This window comes from Octadecabacter antarcticus 307 (genome assembly GCF_000155675.2).
Taxonomy (GTDB): domain Bacteria; phylum Pseudomonadota; class Alphaproteobacteria; order Rhodobacterales; family Rhodobacteraceae; genus Octadecabacter; species Octadecabacter antarcticus.
This window is the reverse complement of the sequence record NC_020911.1, coordinates 1,631,971-1,658,034: the sequence shown is the minus strand read 5'-3', so window position 1 is coordinate 1,658,034 and position 26,064 is coordinate 1,631,971. Positions and strand designations below refer to the sequence as shown.

Below are 26,064 nucleotides of genomic sequence, written 5' to 3'. Positions count from 1 at the left end.
GGTAACGCCCTTGTCATGCTTTTCGCGCGGGTAATCAATATCGTTATTCCGTTTATTGATAGGCAAAACCTATCAACTGTGGTCAAGTTCCGAAAGCGACCTCGCATGGCCCAAAAGAGCCGCGAGAACAGGGGTAAAGGGTTCGCGGTGCGGTGCCACGAGGCCGACGACATGGCTGGCGTCGGGATCAATCAGCGGTACTGCACCCAGATCGTCACCCTTCAGAAAAATCTCAGCTGCGCGGATCGGGAGAATCGTTGCCAGATTGCTGCGCACAACGTGGCTCACGAGGACAACGATTGACGATGCTTCGATTTGCGGCGTGACCTCGACCCCGGCTTGCAACAAATGCTGCGTGATGATGCGGCGGTTCTGCATATCCGGCGTCAGCAGACACAGCGGCACCCCGCCCAAATCGCCCCATTTAACCGGTCCCGCCAACAGCGGATGACCTGCCTTGGCGACCAATACATAACGTTCGGCATACAACGGCACAGTCGTCACGCGGCCAAGTGGTTCATTGTCCAGATATGTCAGCCCCGCATCAATTTCGAGGTTGTCGAGCATAGACAGGATTTGCGCAGACGTCTTGGATTGCACAGAAAATCGCACATTCGGATGTGCATCGCCAAACTCTGCCGTCAGTTCGGCCACGACGGTCAACGCGGTCGGGATGACGGCCAGCCGCAAATCACCTGACAGACCCATCCGTGCAACGCGCATTTCTTGCCTTAAAGTGCGCGCATCACCAACGATCTGGCGCGCCCAGACCAAGGCGCGTTGCCCCTCGGGCGTGAGGCCGCGGTAGCGCGACCCGCGCCAGACCAGCATCACGCCAAGCTGGTCTTCAAGCTGTTTGATCGCTGCAGACAGCGTCGGTTGCGCGACCCCCTGTGCGAGTGCGGCGCGGCCAAAGTGTTCCTCGCGCGCGAGAGCAATGAACATTTCAAGTTTGTCGATCATGGGGGCGGCTTTCGATTGGAATGTCCTATCAAACCCCGCCGCGCGACGCGCCGCAAGGTCTGTTCGTTCCGTTATTACGGCTCCTGCAACTGCGCCTCAACCAGTGCCAGACACCCGTGACGCGCAAGGGCCAATGCCCAAATGTCCGAAAGCCGCCGCCCGTACCGCCAAACGCGGCAATGAGATCGCCAACACTGCTTAAGATCAACTGAATCAAGTTGCAGACCAAGCAGCGATTAGTGCGCCGCAATCCTGCCTTCCCCACCACGGGTGCTATCGGTCTTGGTTTGCTGCTCGAGCACCCCGCGAAGCGAAACTCCCAATGCAATTTTGTGGAGACGGAATGAACCGACCAAAGACACCTGAAAAACCTTTTCAAAAAGAAATGCACTCCAAGGCTGTGGATTTGGCCTACAACGCCAAAGCGAAGTGCACACTAAAGTCGACCGCAAAGCAACGTAGCCTACGGTGTTCACTTTGGCGGCGACAGACCCAGCCAAGCGCAATGTTTGCCGCCCCGTCAATAATCATTGACGCTTTGTAGCGACGTTTGATCTAACTGCTGACATTGCCGTGGATCTAGGGCTATCTATATCTCAATGCATTGGACCGGATACCTGCTGAACAGCAGGTTAACGTCGCAAGCTGTATCCCATCTATAATTTTTGATGATACCACGATCAACCTAGGGGCAGATCAAGAACGCGACGACGATCCAGACGCGGCCTATTGGACAGTGCTGCGTCAGTTTACCCACCTTGGCATGATCCAAAACTGAGGCGTCGTGACCTAGCCAGTCTGGACGCCAAAACCATAAAAATTCACAACTGAATACTCATAGACTGTGAAAAGAAAGACCGGTGAAAATCGCACTTATGTGCAAGAATGCGAAACTTTATTTGCACCAGCGGCTGATTGAAACTGCCGAAGCAGGCGGTCACACGATTGACGTGATCAAGACGCAGAGTTGCTACATGAACATCGCATAGCGCCGTCCTAAAATCTATTTCAACGGCGAGTCTTTGAAAGGCTACGATGCCGTCATTCTGCGCATCGGCCGTTCACGCGACAAACTTCGGTCCATGCAGCTGCTGGCGCGTAATGGTCTCGGCCTGCCGGTCACTGAGTTCGCACACAATGCCAGTCAAGCCAGGCGAGGTTGCGAAACTTGCGGGAGGCGCGCCAGTGATCATTAAACTGCTTGAGGGCACACAAAAAGTACCGGTGCGGTCCTTGCCGACATTGAACGATCCGCAAAGTCGGTAATTGAGGCGTTCCGCGGCACAACCGTAAACATTCTGGCGCAAGAATTCATTAAGGAATTCGCTGGGACCGACATCCGCGCGATTGTCGTTGGTGGCAAGATCGTCGCGGTTATGAAACGCACAGGCGGGGAAGGTGAATTCCGCTCAAACCCGCATCGTGGTGGTTCTGCGCAATTGATCACGATATCACCAGAAGAACGATCAACTGCGATACGTGCGGCCAAGTCGATAAGGTCAAGTCGATGGGGCTTGCGGTTTGCGGTGTTGATATGTTGCGCGCCAACCACAGTGGCGTCGTCATGAGTTGAGCCCATCCTTCGGTCTGGAAGACATCGAAAAGGCAACAGGTCTAGATGTTGCTGGACTGATGATCGAGCACCTTGAAAATACCGTTACACTCGGTGCGACAAAGACCAAAAGCAAAGTTTAATTTAGCGATCTGCACTACGTATTGAAAAAACAATCGGGGTGAATCTATGATGGTTCACGCCGTTAAACCATGTAAAACGGTGGTGTGCCGATTGAATAAAGTAGCAACGTCCAAGATGATTAAAAAACTCAAACCGAAGGCGCCAAAGCCAGAATTGGTGGTGATCGGATGGATCGAACATATCGATTTGCCTAATATTGGCCTGATGAATATCCGCACAAAAATCGACACTGGCGCGCGGACATCCGCGCTGCATGCAACGCAGATTGAACAGTTTAGTCGTGATGACACACCGTGGGTGCGATTCCACGTGAAGATCACAGAAACCGAAGACGGCGTAGATATTGAGGCACCAATCTATGACATTCGCCACATTAAAAACACCGGCGGTGTGCCGGAAGAACGCGTTGTAATCCGCACGACCTTCCAGCTTGGTGGTCGCAGCTGGCCCATCACCGTGTCATTGACAGACCGCGCAAGTATGACATTCGCGATGATCGTCGGGCGCACAGCGCTTAAGGGGCAAAACATCGCCGTCCACACGCGCAAAGCGCATTTGGCGTCGTTTTCCAACAAACAACGTCGCCCAAAAACCAAGTTGATAGAGGACGCCCCGCAATGACAACCCGCCAGCCATTCACAATTGGTGACGTCACGATCCAAGCTGGGACCAGCCAAACTGTCCATCTTCCGGTCAGCGTTCTGTCGGACCACACCCCGGTTACCATGTCGGCCCATGTCATGCATGGCAAGAATGACGGGCCAATTATATTTGTCAGCGCGGGCGTTCACGGCGACGAAATTATTGGCGTTGAAATTGTGCGCCGCTTGATGCGCGCGCCCAACCTGCGGACGCTACGTGGTACGTTGATTGTGGTCCCAATTGTGAACACCTTCGGGTTCATCAATCGGTCACGCTATCTTCCGGACCGGCGTGATTTGAACCGATCCTTCCCCGGAAGCACGGCGGGATCGCTCGCCTGTCGATTAGCGCATATCTTTCTGACCGAAGTTGTGGCGCGCTGCGATCTTGGCATTGATCTGCATTCGGCCGCCATCCATCGCACGAACCTGCCCCAAATCCGGATATCAGCCGACAACGCGCGAACGGCAAAACTGGCTGGCGTTTTCGGTGCGCCAGTCATTCTGCAATCAAACCTGCGCGACGGATCACTGCGCGCCGCTGCCGACGCCCTTGGCAAAGATGTGCTGCTGTTTGAGGCTGGCGAAGCCTTGCGGTTCGATGAAATGTCCATTCGCGCCGGCGTCGCTGGCGTGTTGCGGGTGATGCACCACATCGGCATGATTTCGTCCAAAGGCATTGCGAAAACCAAGATGCTATCACAGCTTTGCGAGTCTTCAAGCTGGGTGCGTGCACCGGCTGGTGGTCTGCTGCGTATCTTTCGTGCCGAGGGCGATGTAGTTGCCAAAGGAGATCTTTTGGCAGCTGTCGCCGACCCGTTTGGCGGCGAGGAGATTGAGATACTAGCGCCTTTTGGTGGGATAATCGTCGGACGTGCGTTGATGCCAATCATCAATGAAGGCGACGCGTTGTTCCATCTTGCGCGGGTGAGATCGCTCACCCAAGCTGAAGACATGATGGATGAGATGAGCGGGCAATTGATGTCCGATCCGCTGATTGACGAGGATCAGATTATTTAACGACGCACGTCACCCGAAAGATCAGTAAACCGCGACCAACAGGCCGCGATATGAACCCTAAACCAATCAATTGCCGCTTTTCGCGCCCTGATTAACTGCATATTGTCTCGATTATGACCGACGAAATTCAACCAGATATAAACATTACATCAACCAACGCCGCCGTCACGATGACCCTGCGCGGCGCGATAACGTTGCCCTATGTCACCCAACTTGTAGCTGATTTTGCAACATTGCCGATGGACCGTACAGTGCATGCCGATTTGTCCGGCGTCACACGGTTTGACACCAGTGCGGCGTGAGCCTTTGCGTCGCTGCGCGCGCGCCTTGAAACCGCAGGTCAGCGTCTTGAGATAAGCGGCGCGGGGATCGGCCCTGAAAGCCTGCTGATAACCGTGACAGATGCGATGCCTGTCGTAACCCCTGCCCCGGTCGTCGCGGGTGGCCTGATCGAATGGGTGGCCGATATCGGCAGTTCCACGACGAACGCCGTCAAATTCGTCCTCAAACTGATCGGCTACTTCGGGCTGTTCTTGTCGCGGCTCGCCCGCTCTATTCGCCATCCAAAGGAATTCCGCCTGACCGCATTGGTGCACCACTGCCAGGAAGTCGGGCTAAAGGCCGTGCCAATCGTTGCGTTGATGGCGTTCTTGATTGGCGTCGTGTTGGCCTTTCAGGGGTCAACGCAGCTGAAACAATTTGGCGCAGAAGTGTTCGTTGTTGATCTTATCGCGGTTTATATTTTGCGTGAGTTAGGTATTTTGCTCACGTCGATTATTGTTGCGGGTCGCACAGCGTCTGCGTTCACCGCCGCCATTGGGTCGATGAAGATGCGTGAAGAAATTGACGCAATGCGCAGTCTTGGTCTTGATCCAGCGACCATATTGTTCGTGCCGCGCATTCTCGCGCTGGTGCTCATGTTGCCGATTTTGGGGCTTGTCGCCAATGTGATGGGTCTGTTCGGTGATCCGATGGCCGCGCAGGTCCCCGTCGATATTAACGGTCATACACTGGTTTTGCCTTATTCATCGGGCACCACGGGGTTGCCCAAAGGCGTGATGCTGTCGCACCGCAATCTGGTGGTCAATGTGGATCAATCTATCGTTGCCGCAGATTTTCAACGCGGTGAGATCACAGCGGCGTTCCTACCGTTCTTTCCTATCTACGGCATGACCGTTCTAATGAACGTGCATCTGGCTGGGGGCGGCGCGTTGGTGACAATGCCGCGTTTCGATCTGGCGACGTTCTTGCAGATCAGTCAGGATCACAGCGCGCGGCGCATGTGGGTCGTACCACCTGTTGCCATCGCATTGGCCAAACATCCGCTGGTGGACGATTATGACCTTAGCGCACTTGATCAGGTGTTTATCGCTGCGGCCCCTTCTGGCGTGGAGTTGACGGACACTCTGGCAGCACGGCTGGGCTGCACCGTATTGCAAGGGTTCGGCATGACCGAACTCAGCCCCGTGTCCCACCTTGTGCCTAGTAACGCACCACGCTCCGGAGCAGTTGGCGTTGCTATTCCAAACACGAGAAGCAAAATTTTCGATCCTGACAGCGGTGAGGTGTTGGGAGTTGACGGCGAAGGCGAACTTTGGGTCAAAGGCCCACAAGTTATGCAGGGCTACCTTAATAACGCCAACGCGACTGTCGAAACGATCACCGATGACGGTTGGCTGCGCACCGGTGATATCGCGCGCATTGACAGCGATGGCTACATGTTCATCGTCGATCGCCTGAAAGAGTTAATTAAATACAAAGGCTTCCAAGTCGCCCCTGCGGAACTGGAGGCCACGCTGATCGCAATGGACGGCGTAACGGACGCCGCCATTATCGGACTACCGAATGATGAGGCAGGCGAATTGCCGATTGCATTTGTGATCGGTGCCGACGGTGGGCCGGATGAGGCAACTATTCATGCCCATTTTCAAGCGAACCTCGCGACGTATAAGCAGCTACACCAGATCAGATTTGTGGATGAGATTCAGAAATCAGCGTCCGGTAAAATCCTGCGGCGGCTGCTGCGCGATCAAGTTGCGGCGGAAGATTAGCCACGCTCTTCAGCGCTATCTGTCTTGGGCCAAAATCCAGTTGGCAACGACGTCAGGTGCCGTGAAAACAATCATTGACCGCCGTCAACTCGCGTTATCCGTTTCCCGAAAATTAGACGATTTGCGTTTCGCTTCGAAAGGAACGCTGCGTCATAATCCACATAATACCGAACATATTTTCTGGACACGTGTATCATAAATTTGTTCGTTTGTTGCCCAACGACTGACGAACATTCAGGGAGCAGCGCAATGACATTCGATTTTGTGATCGTGGGTGGCGGGTCGGCTGGATCGACCTTGGCTACACGCCTGTCTGAGGACCCAAACGTCAGCGTTTGCCTGCTTGAGGCGGGCGGCAAAGGCACCAGCATTCTGTTGCGTGCACCAGCCGGGGCGGTCGCGGCAGTGCCCGGATATGGAAAGCTGTTCAACTGGGCGTTCAAAACCGTACCACAATCGGGCCTGAACGGGCGTCGCGGGTACCAACCGCGCGGTCGCGTACTTGGCGGGTCATCTGCAATCAACGCCATGCTGTATGTGCGCGGCCATAAATCAGATTACGACGACTGGGCCGCCCTTGGGTGTGACGGTTGGTCATGGAACGACTGCCTGCCGTATTTCAAGAAATCCGAAAACAATGAACGCGGCGGCGACGATTTTCATGGCGCGTCCGGTCCGCTACAAGTGTCCAATCAGAAAAGCCCACGCCCGATTACGCATGCCTTTGTGCAAGCAGCCGCCAACAGACAGGTCCGCCACCGCGAGGATTTCAACAAGGGCGACACCGAAGGGGTAGGCCTTTATCAAGTGACACAATTTCGCGGCGGGGCCAAGAACGGCGAGCGCTGCTCGGCCGCTACGGGGTATCTGCATCCGGTGATGGACCGCGCGAACCTGACGGTCATCACAAAAGCCCGCGCAACTAAGATCCTGTTTGACGATAAGCGAGCCGTCGGCGTGGCCTATTGTCAGGGCCGCACGGATAAAGAAGTGCGCGCCAGCAAAGAGGTGATCCTTGCAACCGGCGCGCTGCAATCGCCGCAATTGTTACAGCTGTCCGGCGTTGGACGGTCGCAGGATATCACCCCGCATGGTATCAATATGGTGCATGAACTGCGCGGCGTCGGGCAAAACCTGCAAGACCATCTGGATTTCACGCTGACCTATAAGACCAACGACACCGATAATCTTGGGATCGGACTTGCAGGTGCGGTGCGGTTAACGGCGGCGATGTTCAAATGGTGGCGCACAGGCACGGGCATGATCGCCACGCCGTTTGCAGAAGGTGGGGCGTTTCTGAAAACTGACCCGGCACTGGATCGCCCCGACATCCAGCTGCATTTCGTTATTTCCATCTTGGATGATCACGCGCGGCGCTTGCATCTGGGCTATGGCTACAGCTGCCATGTGTGCGCGTTGCGCCCACACAGCCGTGGCACAGTGTTCTTGCAAAGCGGCGATCCCTTGGCTGATCCCGGCATTGATCCGAATTTCCTGTCCGATCGCCGCGATCTGGAAACCACGATCAAGGGCGCGAAATTATCCCGCGAGATTTTGCAAACCGAACCGCTGGCAAGCTACGCCAAACGCGAGCTTTTTGACGTCACGGACAACATGACGGACGCACAATGGGAACAGCACATCCGCGCCCGCGCCGACACGATTTACCACCCCGTCGGCACCTGCAAAATGGGCACAGACGACATGGCGGTCGTCGATCCTCAGCTAAAGGTTCATGGCCTGCAAGGGCTGCGTGTCGTCGATGCGTCGATCATGCCGACACTGATAGGGGGCAACACCAATGCACCAACAATAATGATCGCTGAAAAATGCGCCTACATGATCAAGGCCGACTACGCGCCGTAATGCCGCTGGGCGCTGAACACTAAAAGGAGCTTGTTATGGACGGAGCAGTGATGCCTTCCCACCTTGAAGAATACGACGTCGCACTGGACGCGCTTAATGCTGCCAAAGGCACGTGGGCCCAGACCAGCATTGCGGATCGCATCGCGCTTTTGCGGCAGGTCAAAGACAACGTGATGGACGTCGCCGCAGACTGGGCCGAAACTGCGGCTCGCAAAAAGCAGATCCCCGACGGGTCGCCAGTGTCAGGCGAAGAATGGTTATCAGGCCCCTACGCGTTGATGTCTGCGTGCAACGGATTGATGCTGACGCTAAGCCAAATGGAGGGCAACGCGTTTTTGAAACACCTGCCGGTCCGCGCGCTGACCACTGGTCAGATTGCCGTGAAGGTGATGCCGCATGCGATTTGGGATCATCTGTTGCTGTCGGGTGTGACAGCAGAAGTCTGGATGCAAAAGAGTGTGAACGCGGCGAACCTGCCTGATCACACGGCCCTTGCCTATGATATCCCACCAGCGCAACGCAAAGGTAAGGTCGCGCTGATCTTGGGTGCGGGCAACATAGCCTCCATCGCGCCGCTGGATGTGTTTCAAAAGCTGTTTTTGGAAAATCAGGTGGTGATCCTGAAGATGAATCCGGTGAACGACTATCTGGCGGAATATCTACAGGTCGCACTCAAGCCACTTATTGATCTGGATGCCCTGCGCATTGTCAAAGGTGATGGTGCTGCGGGGGCGTATCTGACGACCCATGCGATCATCGAAGAGTTGCATATCACTGGTGCCGGTTCGACCCATGACGCGATTGTCTGGGGCACTGGCCCGATGGGTGAAAAGAACCGCACGGCGAACACGCCAAAGAACGATCGAAGATTTACGTCCGAGCTGGGCGCCGTTTGCCCGACCATCGTTGTGCCCGGTCCGTGGTCAACCGCCGATCTGAAATTTCAGGCCGAACACATCGCCACCCATAAGCTGCACAATTCCGGTTTTAACTGCGTCGCTTGCCAAGTGCTGATCATGCCCAAAGGCTGGGACAAGGCCGAAACGCTGCTCAACAACGTCGACGCAGAGGCACAGAAATCCACCCGTGGGGCGTATTATCCCGGCGCGACCGATCGGCTCAATGCGTTTAAAGACAAAGCCAGAAATCCGAAATCCGTCGCACGCGGGCCAGCCCCGTCAATGGTCATCAATAAGACCAGCGACAATGACTGGTTTACCAAAAACGAGGTCTTCGCCCCCGCGATGTCCACGTGCGAAATTGATGCACCTGACGCGGAAACCTATCTGCGCAGCGCCATTGCTTATGCCAATGATACGCTGCACGGAACGCTCGGCGCGAATATCCTGATCCACCCCAATACCATCCGTGAGATCGGCAAAGAAAAATTTGAAGGCATCATTGCCGACCTGCAATATGGAACGATTGCGATCAATGCGTGGACAGGTCTGGCGTTTTTGTTACCGGCCTGCCCGTGGGGCGCGTTCCCCGGGCATACGCCGCAGGATGTGCAATCAGGCATCGGCACCGTGCACAATACGTTCATGCTGGAAGACACGGAACGCGTTGTGATCCAAGCACCATGGCGGCCCTTTCCGCGCGGGCTGTTGTCGGGTCAGTTCACGCTGTTGCCGCGTCCGCCATGGTTCATCACCAACAAAAAGCAGGACAAGGTTGGCCGCCTACTGACTGAATTCCAGTACAAACCCAGCTGGTTCAAAATCCCCCGCATCTTCCTGAATGCCTTGTTAGGATAGGTTCTATTCCACGGACGAAATGCCAGCCAAATTCAAAGCCTGCGCGGATCGCAATCCACCAAATGCGACGAAAAGAAACGCCAAATTGCCAACAGCGTGATCAAGGGGTTGCAGGAATTGGGCTTTACCAACGCCAGTCTGCGCAGCATGTCTGCCAAAAGCGACATGTCCATCAGTATTTTGCGCGACTACTTTGACGATCGCAGCGATCTGGATCATCTGCTGCGTGCGCATCTACAAACAAGATTTTGTGGCAGGTATCATCCAAGCACGGGATCGCGCGACTAAGCGCGACGCAGTGATTGACGCCTTGGCAGCCGTGCTCGCCGTTTCAATCGCAAAGGAAGCGATGACCCATCTATTTTTGGGACGACATCCGCAATACGCCCTGCTGGATGGGGTTTTCCGCTTGCTTCTGCAAGCGATGGCAGTCGCATTCAGCTTGAGGTCTTGCATAAGACCTGTGCAATTCTTTCCGACCATTTCACCCGTTGGACCATCGCCGTCTTCGCTCACACGTAGCGTTGCATAAAATGCGCCCCGTTGACGCGGTGATGGTTATCGTCCAGCTTGCCATTTCATCGGCCTTCTTGCCGCCCGTGCGCTGCCCAAAACGGGTGTGCATTCGGGGTCAGGCAAGCTACTTAAAACACGTGGTCGCGAAACACCATCAATACGCAGTGCGACGTGCCGTTACATTGAACAGCTGCTACGCTGGTGCCTCTTTAGCACCCGTCATGAAGGCGACCGCGTCCGACATTGTGTAATCCTTAGGATCGATCACACAGAGTCTTTTACCAAGGCGGTGGACGTGGATGCGGTCTGCGACCTCAAACACGTGAGGCATATTGTGGCTGATCAGAATGATCGGAATACCGCGTGAGCGCACGTCAAGGATCATTTCCAAAACACGGCGGGATTCTTTGACGCCGAGGGCGGCTGTCGGTTCATCTAGAATAATCACTTTTGATCCAAACGCGGCGGCACGCGCGACGGCAACGCCTTGGCGCTGACCACCTGACAGGGTTTCAACCGCTTGGTTGATGTTCTGGATCGTCATCAGCCCCAATTCTGTTAGCTTGTCACGGGCAATTTTTTCCATTCTAGCGCGGTCCAACTGGCGCAGGAACTTGCCGCGAAATCCAGGTTTACGCAATTCACGTCCCATGAACATATTGTCGGTAATCGAAAGCGCTGGCGACATCGCAAGGGTCTGATAAACCGTCTCAATCCCCTCCTTTCGCGCATCCGTGGGGGAGGTAAAATTGACCTTCTTACCCTCAAGAAAGACATCACCAGCATCGGGCACTATCGCACCTGACACGGCCTTGATCAGTGATGATTTACCCGCGCCGTTATCCCCGATCACCGCCAAAATCTCACCGGGGTACAGATCAAAATCGCATTGATCGAGGGCGGTGACACGTCCATAACGTTTGACCAGCCCGCGGCCTTTTAGGATGGGTTCAATCGACCCGTTCGCGATATTTTCCATAAGGGTCATGCCGAAACCTTTCTGATCCATTGATCCACTGCGACAGCGCCAATGATGAGCGCGCCGATCAGCAGGAACGTCCACTGTGCGTCCGCCCCCGCAAGGCGCAGACCAAGGGTGAACACACCAACGATAAGGGCACCAAACAGCGGCCCCATGATCGATCCGCGCCCGCCGAACAACGAAATGCCACCGATCACCACAGCCGTGATGCTTTCGATATTTAACAATTGCCCCGACGTCGGGCTGACGGACCCAATCCGCCCAATCAAAGCCCATCCTGCGATGGCACAGATGAAACCTGTGACGGCGTAGACAGAAATAAGCGTACGTTTGACGTTGACGCCGGATAGCTGCGCGGCTTCAGGGTCATCGCCCACGGCGTAGATATGGCGGCCCCATGCAGTCTGGCTCAGAATATAAGACAACACTGCGAAAATCAGCACCATGGCGATGACACCGAAGGTGAACGTGGCCCCGCCGCGCCCGTCTACGTCAGCACCTATTTTGAACGTCGTACCAAGGAACTGAAGCAAAGGTGCCTGCTGTTCAATATCTTGGCTGCGGATAGTCGCGTTCTTTGAATACAGGAAATTTGCCGCCAGAACGATCTGCCACATCCCCAGCGTCACGATAAACGGCGGCAGTTTCATGACCGCGATCAGCCAGCCGTTCATCGACCCGATCAGCGTGCCAAAGATCAGGCCCGCAGTAACGGCGACTTCAACAGGCAACCCGTAGCGGAATGTAAATTGCCCCATGACGACGCTGGACAACACGGCGATGGCCCCAACGCTCAGGTCGATGCCCGCGGTCAGGATCACAAGGCTTTGGGCCGCTGCCACAATGCCGACAATCTGCACCTGTTGCAGGATCAACGTCAGCGCAAAGGGCGAGAAGAATTTGGTCCCCAGCAGCAATCCGAACAACACGATCGACGTCACCAATACAAATAGCGGTATCAGGGCGGGGTTCACATGAAGCGCATGTTGGAGCCGCGCCAGCGCACCTTTGCGTTCAGAAAACGCGGCAACCGTTTCGGACGCGGGTGATTTTTGCGCGGCTTCATAATCATCTGAATTGCCAGACATGTCACTACCCCTGTTGATAAGTGAATTGCGGTTTGGGAAAGCGTATCCCAATTTCAGGAAACTGCATTAAAAAACGGGGCGGAAAAAACCCGCCCCGTTATCTCATAGCTCATTTGCGGGACCTTAGCCCCAGCAAAGTGCCATGCCTTCAGCGACTGAAATACTCTCAACTCCATCGGCTGGTTGGTCTGTGACCAAGGCCACGCCTGTGTCAAAGAAATCTTTGCCTTCCGTGTTCTCGGGCAATGTGCCGTCAGCAGCGAAAGACGCAATCGCTTGGATGCCAAGGGCCGCCATCTGCAACGGATACTGCTGGGCTGTCGCACCAATCACACCGTCAGCGATGTTTTGAACACCGGGGCAACCACCATCGACAGAAACAATCAGAACGTCATTTTCACGACCGATAGATTTTAACGCTTCGTATGCGCCAGCCGCTGCAGGTTCGTTAATGGTGTAGACCACATTGGTGGATGGATCGACCGCGAGAAGGTTTTCCATTGCCTTGCGGCCACCTTCTTCGTTGCCGGCAGTCACGTCGTTGCCAACGATGCGCGGATCATCTTCGTCACCGTTCACATTTGGATCAGCGAGGTCGATGCCGAAGCCCTGCAAGAACCCTTGGTCGCGCAAGACGCCAACCGTTGGTTGGGATACGGCAAGGTCGAGCAACGCGATACGCGCGTTTGCCGCATCATCGCCAAGCTGCGCCGCAGCCCATTGGCCGATCAATTCACCGGCAAGAAAATTGTCAGTTGCGAATGTGGCGTCTGCCGCGTCGATTGGATCAAGCGGTGTGTCCAGCGCGATAACCAGAAGACCAGCGTCGCGGGCTTGTGTCACAGCGCCCACAATCGACGATGTGTCGGACGCGGTCAGCAAAATACCGGATGCACCATCCAGGATACATGTTTCGATCGCGGCAACCTGTGTTTCGTGGTCGCCGTCAACCTGTCCTGCGTAAGAACGAAGTGTGATGCCAGCCTCAGCTGCGGCGGCTTCCGCGCCTTCGCGCATTTTGACGAAAAACGGATTCGTGTCCGTTTTGGTGATCAAGCACGCGGAGACGGCATGACCGTCAGCCATCACGGAACCGGCGGTTGTGATAGCTGCAAGCGCAGTACCTATAAGCAGTTTCTTCATAATGTCCTCCCAGAACAATCTGTGGCGGGGGCCCTACCCTGCACGTTTGACGACTAGTCCTCACTCGTCGCTTGCGCCCAAGAAGCGCGATTCGGCGGCTCCTGTCAATTAATTAGTTAACTTTCTTTATTAATGGGAATGCGCTATATCTTCTCGTATAGGAGGCGATTAGGTTGCGCGCATGGATGATGGGTTAGTCAGATCAATCAGTACTGGACTTAGCCAGAAAGGTGTTCGTGATCACAACGAACGCCTGCTGTTGTCGTTGTTGCAACGCAATGGCCCGATGCCCGGAAGCGATCTGTCGCGGCTTGCCGCATTGTCCCCGCCCACCGTGTCAGGAATTTTACGCCGACTTGAGGCCGAGGGCCTGCTTGAGCGTGGCGACCCTGTGCGCGGCAAAGTTGGCAAACCGTCAATTCCCATGCGGTTGGCGTCAGACGGGGCATTTTCATTCGGTCTTAAAATCGGGCGCAGATCGGCGGGTTTGGTTTTGACGGATTTCAATGGCGAACCACGCCAAGAACGACAACTGACCTACGCCAGCCCTATCCCTGACGATATTTTTAGTTTTTTGGACGATGCGGTTCAGAGCATTACACTCGACATGACGACGCAACAGCGTGCGCGGATTTGCGGCATTGGCATCGCCGCCCCGTTCGAGATGTGGAACCGACCTGATGCACCCCCTACCCTGACCGAGGCGTTCATGCCGTGGGTCGACATAGACATCAAATTAGTCGTGCAAGATCGAACAGGACTTGCGGTGTCCCTGATGAACGATGCCACAGCCGCCTGCCAAGCAGAACACACATACGGACGCGGCCGCGAATTTCGCGATTACGCCTATTTCTTCATCGGGGCGTACATCGGCGGTGGCGTCGTGCTGAACAATTCCGTCTTTGAGGGGCGCCAAGGCAACGCGGGCGCTCTTGGATCTTTGCGCAGTATCGGTCCGAACGGCGAAAGCATGCAGTTGGTCGATATGGCATCGATCCACCAACTCGAATTGCGTCTACGCGAGGTCGATCTAGACCCCCACCAGTTGTGGACTGATCCCGAGAGCTGGCATTCACTGTCGCGATATGTCGATCCATGGCTTGGCCAGACGGCGCAGGAATTGGCGAAGGCCGCCCTGTCGACATGTTCGGTTATCGACTTCGAGGCGATCCTGATAGACGGCGCATTCCCCGCCAGCGTTCGGATCGACCTCGTCAACCGCGTGCGTCGCTACGTGGTGACGCAAGACACACGCGGCTTGATACAACCGCGCATTGAGGCCGGCAGCATCGGCGGCAAGGCCCGCGCAATTGGCGCTGCGGCCCGCCCCATCGGTTCACAATTCATGCTAAACGCCAAATTAGATACGACCTGAGGAAACTCATCGCTGCGAATTGCTCCATTGACTGAAGAAGCTGTACCAAAATCAGTGCATTATTTTCACCGACATTGTGCAGGTCTCTTGCACTCCTTGATACAAAAAAACACCCTTACTGCGGATCTCTTGCCGCCCTTAATACAGTTTTCTTAACGCGTCGCTCTGGGCTGCTTCTGTGGAAAAATACGGTGTTGCTGGTGCAGAAAGTTGGGCGTCGAACAGGGCGTGAGCGCTTTTCTTTTCACGCTTTTTGCACTTGCTGCGGTGCAGGGAATTTCTTGGCTAGTTTGCGGAGGTTTTGGGCGGTTGTGGCGAGGAGGAATTCGTCATTTGCGCCGCATGGTCCTCGCTATCTCAACCTGCCGTCCCCACCCAAGAATGCGTTTGAGGTTTACGAAGAGCATTTCGACCTTCTTTCGCAGTCGCATTGAAACGGCATATTGTTTGATTTTGGCCCCTCTCATGCATGTAAACATGCACCGCTGGGCAGTCGGTGTCGCGGGCAACTTGACGTGCGTCTTCGTGTTCGTCGCGGGTGATCTTGCGAACATCGGTATTCGGGCAGCATTTGGCTTTGGATGGGCAGGCCTGACAGATCAGTTTAGGCCCACGATATTTTGTCCTGCCCGTCGTGGTTGGGCCTCGACTGGGATCGGAATAGTTGCGGCGGAACTGCTTGAGCGACTGACTTTCTGGGCAGATGTACTTGTCGCCCTACGGGTCCCACTCAAAATTAGCGCGGCTCAGGGTGCCATCGGTGCGGCCAGCCTTATCCCCTCTCGTGCATGTGAACCTGCACATCCTAGGCAGTGAATGACCGGGATGTGCGGCGCGATGCCACGATCCACTAACCATCCCTGCATCGTGCGCACGGACCCGACTTCGGCCTGACGGATCGACCGCGTGGCCTCAACATCCATTGCCCGGCAGTCGTTTGCGCTTGCGCCATGAGAGGGGCGGCTTTTGGAAAAGGTTGAGTGGTTGGGCACATTGTCGCTCAGATCCAGTCCGCAGAACCAGCGGTAAGCAAGGTTCAGATGCACCTCTTCGCAGAGGCGATGTTCGGACCGAATGCCGAGGCAGCAGCCAACCAGCAGCATTCGGATCAGCAGTTCTGGATCAAAGGACAGCGACCAGTATGGCTGTAACAAACGGCGAAATATTGACGGATGCCAGACAGGTCGACAAACCGCTCAATGGATCGCAGCAGATGATCCCGAGGAACGTGATTATCTATCGAGAATGAACCGGCCCGGCTTTACCGGAGGGCAAAACTCTCGGAGAATTGCCCGTTATGGAACAGACACAAAAGAAGAAGACCTCGAAGCCGTATTCACCTGAGTTCCGCGAGCGTGCGGTTCGGCTGCTTATGGAACACCGCGATGAATATCAGAGCGAAGCTGCGGCGCTGACGGCGATCGCGGGTAAATTGGGTTGTTCACCGGACAGCCTTCGCGTTTGGGCCCGTCAGGTCCAGCGCGATGGCGGCGAACGGCCAGAGCCTACCAGCGCTGAGAAGGCGCGGATCAAGGAACTTGAGCGTGAGAACCGCGAACTGCGTCAAGCCAATGAGATTTTGCGTAAGGCGTCGGCGTATTTTGCACAGGCGGAGCTCGACCGCCCGTTTCGCAAATGATGGATTTCATTGCGGAAAGCCGAGAGACACTTGGGGTCGAGCCAATCTGCAGGGCGCTGCAGTTTGCCCCTTCCACTTATTATGACCGGCGCGCCATCGCGCGTGATCCTGAGCGGGCGTCAGCTCGTGCCAAGTCTGATGCCGCTCTGAGCGTCAAGATCGACGGGGCCTGGGCGGACAACTGCAAACTCTACGGGGCCCGAAAGATTTGGCATGTTCTGCGACGGGAGGGTGAGGATGTTGCCCGCTGCACTGTGGAGCGGTTGATGCGCGCCTTGGGCATCAAAGGCGTCGTTCGTGGCAAGAAGGTCATTACCACGAACCCGGACACGTCTTTGCCATGCCCCCCCCTCTCGGCAGATTTGCTTTGCAAATCGCCTGCCAGGCAATGGACGACAAGGTGAACCGCCTGTTCAAGGCGGATCGGCCAAACAAGCTGTGGGTTTCAGACTTCACTTACGTGCCCACATGGTCAGGGACAGTCTACGTCGCGTTCGTGATTGATGTCTTTGCAAGGCGGATCGTAGGCTGGCGCACATCGACATCAATGAAGACCCAATTCGTGCTCGACGCGTTGGAGCAAGCAATCTGGCAAAGAAAAACACCAGATAACAAGGCTTTGGTCCACCACTCGGACCGCGGATCACAATACCTGTCGATCAAGTATACCGAGCGCCTGGCCGAGGCCGAAATCGATCTCTCGGTCGGAACCGTCGGTGATGCCTACGACAATGCGCTGGCCGAGTGCGTCATCGGCCTCTTCAAAACCGAAGTCATCAACCAAATCGGTCCATGGAAATCGATGCGTGAGGTTGAGTGGGAAACGCTGAAATGGGTCGATTGGTATAACAACCGCCGCCTGCTCGGCCCCATCGGATACATCACACCCGCAGAAGCAGAGGAGGCGTTCTATGCAAACCTGAACAAACTCGATATGCTCGCCTAGTCATTGAATAAATCACCCTCCGGTAAAGCCGGGGCGGTTCAGAAAGCATAAAACAACGCGCCCTGCGCCTCTTACTTTGGCCCCAACATCGAAAACGCCCCCGTTGCTAAAATAGGCTCAGGACTCATAACCAAAATATAACGGTTGCGGCGAGCATAATGGCGGAGAGGAAGACTGTTGGGCTTCTGTCGTAGCGTGTTGCGACGCGTCTCCAGTCTTTGATCCTGCCGAACATGCGCTCGATGTGGTTGCGTCGTTTGTCGCGTCTCTTATCCATTGCCCGGCAGTGCATTGCAAAGCAATGTCACGAAAGGGGTATTTGATGGTCGTCTTGCGTGATTTGCGCCCAGGAATACAGGGGCGAGTTCCCTTGTCGATCAGGCCTTCTCGGAACCAGTCAGCGTCATATCCCCTGTCCACTGCCCGGCAGTCGAAACGCAGTTTCGATGAGAGGGGCAAGCAACCAATCCGCCTCTGGTAGGCCGTTCATCAAGGCAGCTGCGCCGGTATAATCGCTGACTTGACCCGCCGTGATAAAGAAGCGGACGGGACGTCCACTAGTATCTGTAACTGCATGTAGCTTTGTGTTCATACTGCCCTTGGTTAGCCCCCTCTCGGGGCTTTGTTGCACAAATCGCCCTTATGGCGTGCTTCCCCTGACCCCTGACGGATTCAGCCTACAGTAACGGTGTTTGGGATGCCAAGGGCGGTGAAGCCGTTGAGTATCGCGGCACGGATTTGGACTTCCGCAACTTGCCGGTCAAAGTCTCGTGCGGCCAGGCGCTGCCCGAGTAGTTTCAAACAATGCATCTTTGTCTCAACACGACTCCTGCGGTGGTATCCGCTCAAGCGACGCCATTGAGCGCGGCCGAGATCCTTTGAGGACTGTACCGCTTCGTTTCGGGCTCTGGCCCCCAGCGTATCCGGCTTCCATAGCTTGGCATTCTTGCGTGGCGGGATGACAGCACGGGCATTGCGGGCCGCAATCGCATCATGGCATTTGCGGGTGTCATATGCCCCATCTGCTGTGACACTGCCAATCTTCTGATCTGGTGTGATCTGACCGAGAAGGTTGGGCAACATGGGTGGGTCTCCAATGCTGCTACTCGTCACTTCGACCGCGCGTATCTCCAACGTTTCTTCATCAATCCCTATATGTATCTTGCGCCACACCCGACGTTTCGGCCCGCCATGCTTGCGAGCGTTCCACTCACCTTCGCCCTCAACTTTGATGCCGGTACTGTCGATAAGGAGGTTTAGCGGGCCCTTTGAGCCCTGATACGGGATGGTAACCGATAGCCTTTTCTGACGCCGACATAACGTGCTGAAGTCTGGGACCTCCCAGTCAAGGTCGATCAATTTCAACAGGCTTTCCACAAAGCCCGTCGCCTGCCTCAAAGGCATTCCGAACAGCACTTTCAACGTGAGACAGGCTTGGATCGCCGCGTCGCTATAGCGTGGCTGGCGGCCCCGTTTGCCCCCCTCTCATGGTTTGCAAACAAACCACTGCCGGGCAACGGTAGGCGCAGCTTTCCAAGTGACCTCTGGGTTAAACCAAATGGTCAGTGACCCGCGTCGCTTCAGGGCCTTGTTATACTCAGGCCAGTTCCTCGTGCGGTAAATCGGGGCGATAGGTTTACTCATGACGCCAGCTACCATGCTGGATTTACAACATGAATCCCTGATACGAGACTATTTGTGCAACAAAGCCATTCTGCGCTGCTTATGAAAATTATTCATTTTAAGAAAAATCCAAACGGGAGGCTCTGATGCTTATTCGTCTCCCTAGCCAAGTCGCGACGACGCCGATGATACAAGCTGTCATCCAGGCGAGTAGACAGGCGGGCGTTGACGGGAAAACCGTCAGTGTCAGGAATCTTTTTGCCTCCGGAGTATGAAAACAATCGCACTCGCTCAGCCAAAATTAACGCAACAGTTCCATCAAGACCTCGCCGAGGCAAATACGGAAGGCCATCAGAATGATAACTTAGTTACATCACCGACTGACCGAAGTGGGACCATTCCTGCTGAGGCCCGCAGGCCGAACGAACCCCTACACGCCCCCCTCGATGCCAGCGGCTAGGCGCAAAAGTACTTGCGGGTGCGGTGCAACCCGGCGAGCAAAAGCCTCCCCTAGGTTTTTGATCCCATGGTTTGATGGCGCGATCTATTCTTTGGAATGGAAGGAAGCATTATGTGGGACAAATACGTCATGGCTGCGCCACGACTACGCACGCCATCAGAGCAACAATACAGCGATCGCAAGCTACGACCGCAGCTTTGAGTCGAGAACTTGGTATAAATGTCAAAACGGTCTCCAAATGGCGCAAGCGCAAAACTGTAGAAGACCGCAAGACTGGCCCCACGGACCCCAGTTCGACCGTTCTCAGCGCGGGGAAGAGGCGATGATCGTCTCTTTTCGACGTCATACGCTCCTACCGCTGGATGATTGTCTTTATGCCTTGCAGCCAACTATCCCACATCCATTGCCCGGCAGTTGCTTGCGGAGCAAGCAATGAGAGGGGGACGCGATCTTCCCTGCATCGTTGTTTGCAACGGCATGGGATATCCCGACTGCCAGATATGGAGGGTGACAAGCCGAAACGACAAAAGTTCAAACGCTATCCGATCGGATATTTTCATATCGACATTGCAGAGTTGCGCACCAACGAAGGAAAACTTTATCTCTTTGTTGCCATTCATTGCCCGGCAGTGAATCGCAAAGCGATGTCACGAGAGGGACCGAACCAGCAAGTTTGCCGTGGCACGGCTTGTAGAAAAAGCAAATCGCAAGACGGCCTGGGAGTTCCTGGAGGCTGTGCTGAAAGCGGTGCCATACAAGATCCACACAATTCTGACGGACAAGGGCATTCAATTTTGTGAGCAACCACGTAACCGGAACACACCATATTCACGGCCTATGCGGTTCGACATGATCTGCGATGCCAACAGGATTGAGCACCGGCTGACCAAGCCCAACCATCCATGGACCAATGGCCAGGTTGAGCGGATGAACCGCACGATCAAGGACGCAACAGTCAGGCGGCATCACTACGACAAGAATGATCAGCTGCACACCCATCTCGCAGACTTCATAGCGGCCTACAATTTCGCTCGAAGGCTGAAGACGCTCAACGGCCTGACGCCGTACGAATACATCTGCAAGATAGGGACTTCAGAACCAGAAAGATTCATCGTTAATCCGATCCAACAGATGCCGGGACCGAACACCTAGGGTCGGTTGCGGCCTACAACAAAGGCCCATTGCGACTTCTGCCGCAGAACCTGTTGAGATAGGTCGGTTTTTTACCTGAGCCGCAGACAGAGGCCGACCGGCGTGTCCGCACACGACTCCTACTTGCGCAGTCCAGTCTCAACCAACCAATTCCGAAACTCTTTTATTTACAAGAGCTCCGGAACGGTACTGTCAGAAGAAACCTGCTTGAGCCGGACGGGGCGGTCTCGTAGCGTTTGAGGATGACAAAATACAGCACCTTTCGCTACTTCAAGACATCCCCAAGGTGCTGTCAGACAAATCCTCCCCCCCCTCAGTTGACTGCCAAACGTCGGAACCTATGCCGAACAAAGCTGGCGCCACTCGGAAAGAGTCGCATCACGGCTGAGCTTGAAGTTGTCGCGTGAAGAGAGGTGGCGCTCCTGGTTGAAGGGGTTGTGAACCGAGGCCTCGACAGAAACGAACTTCTGCAGACTTCGCATGCGCCTAAAGCGCAGCATGGTCCGTTCCCGCTTTCGAAATGGCTGGTGTGAGTTCTCCACCCGATTGTTGAGCCAGCGGCCAGTTTCCAGTTTGTTAGCATTCCCGATGATCTTCCGCGCCGCGCCATAGGAACGCAGTTTGTCCGTCACGAGCATATGCACCTTGTTCAGGTATTGCCTAAGACAGCCATAGAGAACGTCGCCGTCGCAGAAGTAACTTCCCGCGCTCTTCATGTTTGAAAACGCATCCTGTCCGATCAGGAGAAATGCATCTGCCTCAATATGATTCATGCCGATGAACGGCAGTTTGCGAGTGGGGTCGCACCGTATGCTGTCAAGGTTTCGACGCCGTGTTGCAGCGTCTCAATGGCGCGTTTGCCGTCTGGCGTCGCGATCATTGTGTCGGCGCAGAAACAGTTCACTGGCTGCCATTGAGCCGATGTCTAGGGCTCCACCGCTAATAAAGGAAAGACAGTCGCCCCGCCCATTCCTGACAGCACATTTGCGCCAGCAATTTAGGGCAATGCCGTTCGCAAACTAGCTGCCAATTTCACCATTGACGTTCAAGGTGACATTGCCGGTGAATTTGGTAAATCAAGTCCCGCTCGGGTACAGTGTTAAGCTATCCCCAGAGCAGAAGAACTCTGAGCAAGCCCCCCGACTTCTCCATAGCCAGTATGATTGACACTAATTGAAAAGGTCAACGTTTGCTCGGTGTAGGCAATGATATCGCCAGTCGAAAAAGTTTGAACACCCTCATCAAAATTAAAAAGTGTTATGAGCAGGCCTTTCCAAAAGCTTTGAGCTTCGCCTAAGTACATCGCGCCAAAAAACACAAGTTTTGGATTTTTCGCGCCAAACGGCGGGCAAAGATTGATTTAAATTGAGCGGTGATACCGAAATCCACCGTCATAGGCATACCCTTCGCCACGACTTCTTTGCTATTGATAATAAATCAAAAAAACGTTGCATCAATCAGAAAAGCGTTCACAAACGCAGCATCAGCGCTTTAAGGAATCCGCACTTCAGCCCGCTCAAACTGCCCGAAATCCGTCCCACCGTCGTCAAACACAATCTCGACGTAGACGCTTTCTATCGACCCCAGCGGAAACACCACAAATGGCAGATAGTTATCCATATCGATCATAACATTAGGCTGAGCGAATTCCTCGTTGCACGGCTCCATCGGCATTACGTTGGTCGCAGGCTCGCCGTTGATGCCATAGCGGATGTCCCAAAGCCCACAACGCCACGCCATCAAATGTGAAAAATACAAAAAGTCTTGACCGTCAAATTCGCGCACGCCGATCCAGCTGTTCTTGGTCATCCCAAGGATCGGGCGAACTTCCATCGCGGTGGTGTATTTGCCGGTCGGGATTTGCGGTTCTGGTTCGCGTGCAGCACTCAGATCATCACCCGACCCAAGATCAAGTGGGGCGAGAACCGCCGGCGTGTCCTGCAGTTCGACCATCGCCACGTCGTCTATAGGTCCGCCGCGCCAGGTCGGTTCGATCCCAATACCAATGCCAATAATGAGTGGTAAGAATAAATCAATCATCGCTCTCTCCTTATGCAGCAAACCATATCCAGCAAACGGGCCTTCCCTTGGCGCCCGCAGCGCCCCTATAGTGGCCACATTGAGTAAGCAGGCAATAAAATGGCGAAAAAGACCACCTCGCGCGAGCAAACGGCCAGATCGACCCCGTCGTCACCCCCGTCGTCCGATTTTGATATCATGGTCGTTGGCCAAGGGGGGCGGCTGCAATATGAGGCCCTGTTGCTGGCGGCCTCCCTAAAGGCCAACGCGCCAACCTTTGCAGGTACCCTTTACGTCGCTGAACCACAGGCCGGACCGCTGTGGTCAAAGGATCCAACAATGCCCGGCGACATCAAAGGTGCGCTGGAAGACGCCGGCGCGGTAATCTTGCCCTTTGTCAACGAGGTCTTCGGCGCAACCTACCCCTATGGCAATAAAATCGAAGCGCTTTGCGCCATGCCTTCTGGTCGGAATTTCTTATTTCTGGACACCGATACCCTAATTGTCGGGGATATTGCCACGCTGACCACCGATTTCACCCAACCAAGCGCATCCATGCGACGCACGGGGACGTGGCCAGAAGAAGAACTATATTGGCCAGGCTATGGTGCCATATGGAAATCCCTTTATGATCGCTACGGGCTGGACTTTGAAGGTACGCTGGATACCGATCAGCCGGATGAATATTGGCAACGTTATCTGTATTTTAACGCGGGCTGGATCACCGGCCATGACGCGCCGACGTTCGGGGCGCGCTGGAAAGACTGGGCGCTGGATGTGCGCGACAACCGCCCCGAAGAATTGGTGCTGCAATCGCTGGACCCGTGGCTCGACCAAGTGACATTGCCGCTGGTGATCCACAGCTTTGGCGGCGGGCGCCCCGGCAGTGACCTCGCGGGGTTGGACGGTGATTTGACCTGCCACTACCGCATGTTGCCACTGCTATACGCACGCGAAAACGACGCAGTTGTTGCGGCGCTGGACGCGGTCACGGCCCCTAACAAGGTCAAAAAATGGCTCAAGCAATATGACCCGTTCAAACGGATGATCTACCAGGGGCGCGGCGAGAAAGTGCGGGCGCTGTTTGATCAAAACGACATGCCGCCACGCGAACGCCAGATCCGCAACCGGATCAAGAAAGAAGGCTTCTGGATGCGCTGATACCAAGGGCTGGACAACCTGAAGATCCGCGCCTGCGGCAAGCGGGTTTTTATGCAAAAATCCGCAGCCATTTTTAGCGCATTCATAGCCAAAAAATGCCGCCGATTGCTTAAGATCACCCAGGGGGCTGTCTGCCCCCGCTCTTCGAGCCCCCCAGAGGATATTTTCTAAACAAAGACAAACAAGACAGCGAATATCCAGCGCGTACCACAGGCACACACCGGCTCAAAAAGTCTTCCTCGTCTTCGTTTACGGCCAACGGCGTCCCCGCCTGTACCGCGCCTGCATCCTCGGTGATTCAGGTTAAGTTTTACTTACCGTCTTTGTTTTTCAAATACCCCCCAGAGGCGAAGGCCAAATCCCAACGATACTCTAAGAGGTGACCATCGCACTGCCGTACCCTGACCCTAGAATGTACGGTCGCGCTCCTTTTTCATCGGCGCAGATTTGCGGACAGGGAACGTCGGTTTGCCGCAACACAAAGTCCCTGAACATGCGCCCCGTCAAAACGATATCCCCATGAACCCTGTTCTTATTTCGGAATGGATCCGCGATGCAACCAAGGCCACATTGAGGTCCAGGGCGTTTGACCCTAGAGTCACGCCAACTTTACCCTTGGAGACACCTCATGACAAACACCCCATCTTACGGCTTTGACACCCTGCAGATTCACGCAGGCGCACGGCCTGACCCCGCCACAGGAGCGCGCAACACACCGATTTACCAAACGACCGCCTATGTATTCCGCGATGCGGATCACGCAGCTGCGTTGTTTAACTTGCAAGAAGTTGGCTACATCTATTCGCGCCTGACCAACCCGACCGTCGCCGTGCTGCAAGAACGCATCGCCACGCTTGAAGGCGGCGCGGGTGCCGTTTGTTGTTCGTCCGGTCATGCGGCCCAAATCATGGCGCTGTTTCCAATCATGAGCCCGGGCATGAACGTCGTCGTGTCTACGCGTTTGTACGGTGGTTCGGTCACGCAATTCAGCCAGACCATCAAGCGGTTTGGTTGGGACGCAAAGTTCGTTGACATCGACGATAGCGAGGCCATTAAAGCCGCAATTGACGACAACACACGTGCGATCTTTGGCGAAGCGATTGCCAACCCTGGCGGCCATATCATGGACGTGCGCGCAGTTGCTGATATCGCTGACGCCGCTGGTATTCCGCTGATCATCGACAACACCACAGCGACGCCTTACTTGTGCCGCCCAATCGAACATGGCGCGACGCTAGTTGTTCATTCCACAACCAAATACCTTACGGGCAACGGCACTGTGACGGGCGGTTGCGTCGTGGACAGCGGCAAGTTTGATTGGACTGCTTCTGACAAATTCCCAAGCTTGTCCCAGCCAGAACCTGCCTACCACGGCCTCAAGTTCGCAGAAACATTCGGCCCCCTCGCCTATACATTCCACGGCATCGCTATCGGTCTGCGCGACCTTGGCATGACAATGAATCCGCAAGCGGCGCACTACACGTTGATGGGCGTTGAAACGCTGTCGCTGCGTATGGACCGCCACGTTGAAAACGCGACCAAGCTGGCCAACTGGTTGGAGGCGGACGACCGCGTCGACTACGTGACCTACGCGGGTCTGGAATCCTCGCCGTACTTCCACCGCATCAAAGATGTCTGCCCACGCGGTGCGTCGGCCCTGTTCACCTTTGCAGTCAAGGGCGGTTATGACGCCTGCATGAAGCTGGTCGATGCGCTGGAAATCTTCAGCCACGTGGCCAACCTTGGCGACACCCGCTCATTGATCATTCACCCCGCATCAACCACCCACCGCCAACTGTCGGCGGACCAACAAAAGGCCGCAGGGTCCGGCCCGGGCGTTGTGCGTGTGTCCATCGGGCTTGAGGATGCGGCGGATTTGATTGCTGATCTCGATCAGGCACTTGCGAAAGCCACCGCGTAAATAATTTCGAACAACGGGGCGTCGCGCATCGCGGCGCCCCATTTC

At 55.2% G+C, this 26,064-nt stretch carries 22 protein-coding genes, 7 pseudogenes and 1 other annotated feature; of the genes and pseudogenes, 17 read left to right on the top strand and 12 right to left on the bottom strand.

The window, feature by feature from the left end; translation table 11 throughout:
• Window positions 1–72: 72 nt before the first annotated feature.
• On the bottom strand, window positions 73–963 hold the full coding sequence (locus OAN307_RS08515) for a LysR family transcriptional regulator (protein WP_044043442.1): 891 nt from the start codon (window positions 961–963) through the stop codon (window positions 73–75).
• Here OAN307_RS08515 and OAN307_RS08510 point away from each other — a divergent pair.
• From OAN307_RS08510 to OAN307_RS08470, 12 genes and pseudogenes are all read left to right on the top strand, one after another.
• Complete coding sequence (locus OAN307_RS08510) at window positions 962–1,165, top strand: hypothetical protein (RefSeq protein ID WP_044043440.1); 204 nt, start codon at window positions 962–964, stop codon at window positions 1,163–1,165. The genes OAN307_RS08515 and OAN307_RS08510 overlap by 2 nt on opposite strands.
• A gap of 402 nt (window positions 1,166–1,567) precedes the next feature.
• Window positions 1,568–1,741 (top strand): hypothetical protein, encoded by a 174-nt coding sequence (locus OAN307_RS28900; RefSeq protein ID WP_015499367.1) that lies wholly within the window; start codon window positions 1,568–1,570, stop codon window positions 1,739–1,741.
• An 82-nt stretch (window positions 1,742–1,823) separates the two neighbouring features.
• Window positions 1,824–1,952, top strand: a complete 129-nt coding sequence (locus OAN307_RS31635; RefSeq protein ID WP_245541001.1) for a hypothetical protein — start codon at window positions 1,824–1,826, stop codon at window positions 1,950–1,952.
• 252 nt (window positions 1,953–2,204) lie between these two features.
• Window positions 2,205–2,531 carry an ATP-grasp domain-containing protein gene (locus tag OAN307_RS31630; RefSeq protein ID WP_333783215.1) on the top strand — a complete coding sequence of 109 codons (327 nt, stop codon included), beginning with the start codon at window positions 2,205–2,207 and terminating at the stop codon, window positions 2,529–2,531.
• Between the two features lies 1 nt (window position 2,532).
• A complete protein-coding gene (locus tag OAN307_RS31625; RefSeq protein ID WP_275450643.1) occupies window positions 2,533–2,658 on the top strand; it encodes a hypothetical protein in 126 nt (41 codons plus the stop codon).
• 115 nt (window positions 2,659–2,773) lie between these two features.
• Window positions 2,774–3,280, top strand: a complete 507-nt coding sequence (locus OAN307_RS08495; RefSeq protein ID WP_144055538.1) for an ATP-dependent zinc protease family protein — start codon at window positions 2,774–2,776, stop codon at window positions 3,278–3,280.
• Window positions 3,277–4,320: a succinylglutamate desuccinylase/aspartoacylase family protein gene (locus OAN307_RS08490; RefSeq protein WP_015499365.1), complete on the top strand. Its 1,044-nt coding sequence runs from the start codon at window positions 3,277–3,279 to the stop codon at window positions 4,318–4,320. Before OAN307_RS08495 ends, OAN307_RS08490 begins: the two co-directional genes overlap by 4 nt.
• Window positions 4,321–4,433: 113 nt before the next feature.
• Window positions 4,434–4,622: an STAS domain-containing protein gene (locus OAN307_RS08485; protein ID WP_015499364.1), complete on the top strand. Its 189-nt coding sequence runs from the start codon at window positions 4,434–4,436 to the stop codon at window positions 4,620–4,622.
• 240 nt (window positions 4,623–4,862) lie between these two features.
• Window positions 4,863–5,939, top strand: a pseudogene (locus tag OAN307_RS08480) (AMP-binding protein); the annotation flags it as partial.
• Window positions 5,937–6,371 carry an AMP-binding enzyme gene (locus OAN307_RS31185; protein ID WP_408634942.1) on the top strand — a complete coding sequence of 145 codons (435 nt, stop codon included), beginning with the start codon at window positions 5,937–5,939 and terminating at the stop codon, window positions 6,369–6,371. The pseudogene OAN307_RS08480 and the gene OAN307_RS31185, both read left to right, overlap by 3 nt.
• Window positions 6,372–6,620: 249 nt before the next feature.
• Entirely contained in the window at window positions 6,621–8,237 is a 1,617-nt protein-coding gene (locus tag OAN307_RS08475) for a GMC family oxidoreductase (RefSeq protein WP_015499362.1), read from the top strand.
• Between the two features lie 35 nt (window positions 8,238–8,272).
• Window positions 8,273–9,994 carry an aldehyde dehydrogenase family protein gene (locus OAN307_RS08470; protein ID WP_015499361.1) on the top strand — a complete coding sequence of 574 codons (1,722 nt, stop codon included), beginning with the start codon at window positions 8,273–8,275 and terminating at the stop codon, window positions 9,992–9,994.
• A 3-nt stretch (window positions 9,995–9,997) separates the two neighbouring features.
• On the opposite strand, the gene OAN307_RS08465 is transcribed toward OAN307_RS08470, so the two are convergent.
• From OAN307_RS08465 to OAN307_RS08445, 4 genes are all read right to left on the bottom strand, one after another.
• Entirely contained in the window at window positions 9,998–10,228 is a 231-nt protein-coding gene (locus OAN307_RS08465; protein WP_144055537.1) for a hypothetical protein, read from the bottom strand.
• Between the two features lie 475 nt (window positions 10,229–10,703).
• Window positions 10,704–11,498, bottom strand: coding sequence for an ATP-binding cassette domain-containing protein (locus OAN307_RS08455; protein WP_015499359.1), 795 nt, complete (start codon window positions 11,496–11,498; stop codon window positions 10,704–10,706).
• Window positions 11,495–12,580 carry an ABC transporter permease gene (locus tag OAN307_RS08450; RefSeq protein WP_015499358.1) on the bottom strand — a complete coding sequence of 362 codons (1,086 nt, stop codon included), beginning with the start codon at window positions 12,578–12,580 and terminating at the stop codon, window positions 11,495–11,497. Before OAN307_RS08450 ends, OAN307_RS08455 begins: the two co-directional genes overlap by 4 nt.
• A 123-nt stretch (window positions 12,581–12,703) precedes the next feature.
• Window positions 12,704–13,723 carry a sugar ABC transporter substrate-binding protein gene (locus OAN307_RS08445; RefSeq protein WP_015499357.1) on the bottom strand — a complete coding sequence of 340 codons (1,020 nt, stop codon included), beginning with the start codon at window positions 13,721–13,723 and terminating at the stop codon, window positions 12,704–12,706.
• A gap of 181 nt (window positions 13,724–13,904) precedes the next feature.
• Here OAN307_RS08445 and OAN307_RS08440 point away from each other — a divergent pair, with 181 nt between their 5' ends.
• Complete coding sequence (locus OAN307_RS08440; protein ID WP_015499356.1) at window positions 13,905–15,098, top strand: ROK family transcriptional regulator; 1,194 nt, start codon at window positions 13,905–13,907, stop codon at window positions 15,096–15,098.
• A 947-nt stretch (window positions 15,099–16,045) separates the two neighbouring features.
• On the opposite strand, the pseudogene OAN307_RS31180 reads toward OAN307_RS08440, so the two are convergent.
• Window positions 16,046–16,338: pseudogene (locus OAN307_RS31180) on the bottom strand (transposase); the annotation flags it as partial.
• Between the two features lie 57 nt (window positions 16,339–16,395).
• Here OAN307_RS31180 and OAN307_RS08425 point away from each other — a divergent pair.
• A pseudogene (locus tag OAN307_RS08425) lies at window positions 16,396–17,683 on the top strand (IS3 family transposase).
• Window positions 16,692–16,808: a sequence feature (AL1L pseudoknot), on the top strand. It overlaps the preceding pseudogene by 117 nt.
• A 124-nt stretch (window positions 17,684–17,807) precedes the next feature.
• Here OAN307_RS08425 and OAN307_RS26090 read toward each other — a convergent pair.
• Together OAN307_RS26090 and OAN307_RS08420 are read right to left on the bottom strand one after the other, a co-directional pair.
• Window positions 17,808–18,293 (bottom strand): annotated as a pseudogene (locus OAN307_RS26090) (IS5 family transposase); the annotation flags it as partial.
• Window positions 18,294–18,355: 62 nt separating this feature from the next.
• Window positions 18,356–19,327 (bottom strand): annotated as a pseudogene (locus OAN307_RS08420) (IS5 family transposase).
• A gap of 552 nt (window positions 19,328–19,879) precedes the next feature.
• Here OAN307_RS08420 and OAN307_RS26085 point away from each other — a divergent pair.
• Window positions 19,880–20,918 (top strand): annotated as a pseudogene (locus OAN307_RS26085) (IS481 family transposase).
• 338 nt (window positions 20,919–21,256) lie between these two features.
• Here the strand turns inward: OAN307_RS26085 and OAN307_RS08400 are convergent.
• The 4 genes and pseudogenes from OAN307_RS08400 to OAN307_RS08390 form a co-directional block, all read right to left on the bottom strand.
• A pseudogene (locus OAN307_RS08400) lies at window positions 21,257–21,592 on the bottom strand (DDE-type integrase/transposase/recombinase); the annotation flags it as partial.
• A gap of 95 nt (window positions 21,593–21,687) precedes the next feature.
• Window positions 21,688–21,822 (bottom strand): Hint domain-containing protein, encoded by a 135-nt coding sequence (locus OAN307_RS26080; RefSeq protein ID WP_275450642.1) that lies wholly within the window; start codon window positions 21,820–21,822, stop codon window positions 21,688–21,690.
• A 195-nt stretch (window positions 21,823–22,017) separates the two neighbouring features.
• Window positions 22,018–22,236: a hypothetical protein gene (locus tag OAN307_RS08395; RefSeq protein WP_144055536.1), complete on the bottom strand. Its 219-nt coding sequence runs from the start codon at window positions 22,234–22,236 to the stop codon at window positions 22,018–22,020.
• Window positions 22,237–22,409: 173 nt separating this feature from the next.
• Entirely contained in the window at window positions 22,410–22,958 is a 549-nt protein-coding gene (locus OAN307_RS08390; protein ID WP_015499351.1) for a hypothetical protein, read from the bottom strand.
• A 99-nt stretch (window positions 22,959–23,057) separates the two neighbouring features.
• On the opposite strand from OAN307_RS08390, the gene OAN307_RS08385 reads away from it, so the two are divergent.
• Together OAN307_RS08385 and OAN307_RS08380 are read left to right on the top strand one after the other, a co-directional pair.
• The gene (locus tag OAN307_RS08385; RefSeq protein WP_015499350.1) at window positions 23,058–24,098 is read left to right on the top strand and encodes a hypothetical protein; all 1,041 of its coding nucleotides are present in this window, start codon (window positions 23,058–23,060) and stop codon (window positions 24,096–24,098) included.
• Between the two features lie 628 nt (window positions 24,099–24,726).
• Window positions 24,727–26,019 (top strand): O-acetylhomoserine aminocarboxypropyltransferase/cysteine synthase family protein, encoded by a 1,293-nt coding sequence (locus tag OAN307_RS08380; protein WP_015499349.1) that lies wholly within the window; start codon window positions 24,727–24,729, stop codon window positions 26,017–26,019.
• Window positions 26,020–26,064 lie beyond the last annotated feature (45 nt).

Excerpts from the sequence above, each read along its gene's own strand:
- OAN307_RS08510 (WP_044043440.1), top strand. The coding sequence starts at position 962 with ATGGGGGCGGCTTTCGATTGGAATGTCCTATCAAACCCCGCCGCGCGA.
- OAN307_RS08515 (WP_044043442.1), bottom strand. The coding sequence starts at position 963 with ATGATCGACAAACTTGAAATGTTCATTGCTCTCGCGCGCGAGGAACAC.
- OAN307_RS08495 (WP_144055538.1), top strand. The coding sequence starts at position 2,774 with ATGATTAAAAAACTCAAACCGAAGGCGCCAAAGCCAGAATTGGTGGTG.
- OAN307_RS08490 (WP_015499365.1), top strand. The coding sequence starts at position 3,277 with ATGACAACCCGCCAGCCATTCACAATTGGTGACGTCACGATCCAAGCT.
- OAN307_RS08485 (WP_015499364.1), top strand. The coding sequence starts at position 4,434 with ATGACCGACGAAATTCAACCAGATATAAACATTACATCAACCAACGCC.
- OAN307_RS31185 (WP_408634942.1), top strand. The coding sequence starts at position 5,937 with ATGCAGGGCTACCTTAATAACGCCAACGCGACTGTCGAAACGATCACC.
- OAN307_RS08475 (WP_015499362.1), top strand. The coding sequence starts at position 6,621 with ATGACATTCGATTTTGTGATCGTGGGTGGCGGGTCGGCTGGATCGACC.
- OAN307_RS08470 (WP_015499361.1), top strand. The coding sequence starts at position 8,273 with ATGGACGGAGCAGTGATGCCTTCCCACCTTGAAGAATACGACGTCGCA.
- OAN307_RS08465 (WP_144055537.1), bottom strand. The coding sequence starts at position 10,228 with ATGCGCACGCAGCAGATGATCCAGATCGCTGCGATCGTCAAAGTAGTC.
- OAN307_RS08455 (WP_015499359.1), bottom strand. The coding sequence starts at position 11,498 with ATGACCCTTATGGAAAATATCGCGAACGGGTCGATTGAACCCATCCTA.
- OAN307_RS08450 (WP_015499358.1), bottom strand. The coding sequence starts at position 12,580 with ATGTCTGGCAATTCAGATGATTATGAAGCCGCGCAAAAATCACCCGCG.
- OAN307_RS08445 (WP_015499357.1), bottom strand. The coding sequence starts at position 13,723 with ATGAAGAAACTGCTTATAGGTACTGCGCTTGCAGCTATCACAACCGCC.
- OAN307_RS08440 (WP_015499356.1), top strand. The coding sequence starts at position 13,905 with ATGGATGATGGGTTAGTCAGATCAATCAGTACTGGACTTAGCCAGAAA.
- OAN307_RS08390 (WP_015499351.1), bottom strand. The coding sequence starts at position 22,958 with ATGATTGATTTATTCTTACCACTCATTATTGGCATTGGTATTGGGATC.
- OAN307_RS08385 (WP_015499350.1), top strand. The coding sequence starts at position 23,058 with ATGGCGAAAAAGACCACCTCGCGCGAGCAAACGGCCAGATCGACCCCG.
- OAN307_RS08380 (WP_015499349.1), top strand. The coding sequence starts at position 24,727 with ATGACAAACACCCCATCTTACGGCTTTGACACCCTGCAGATTCACGCA.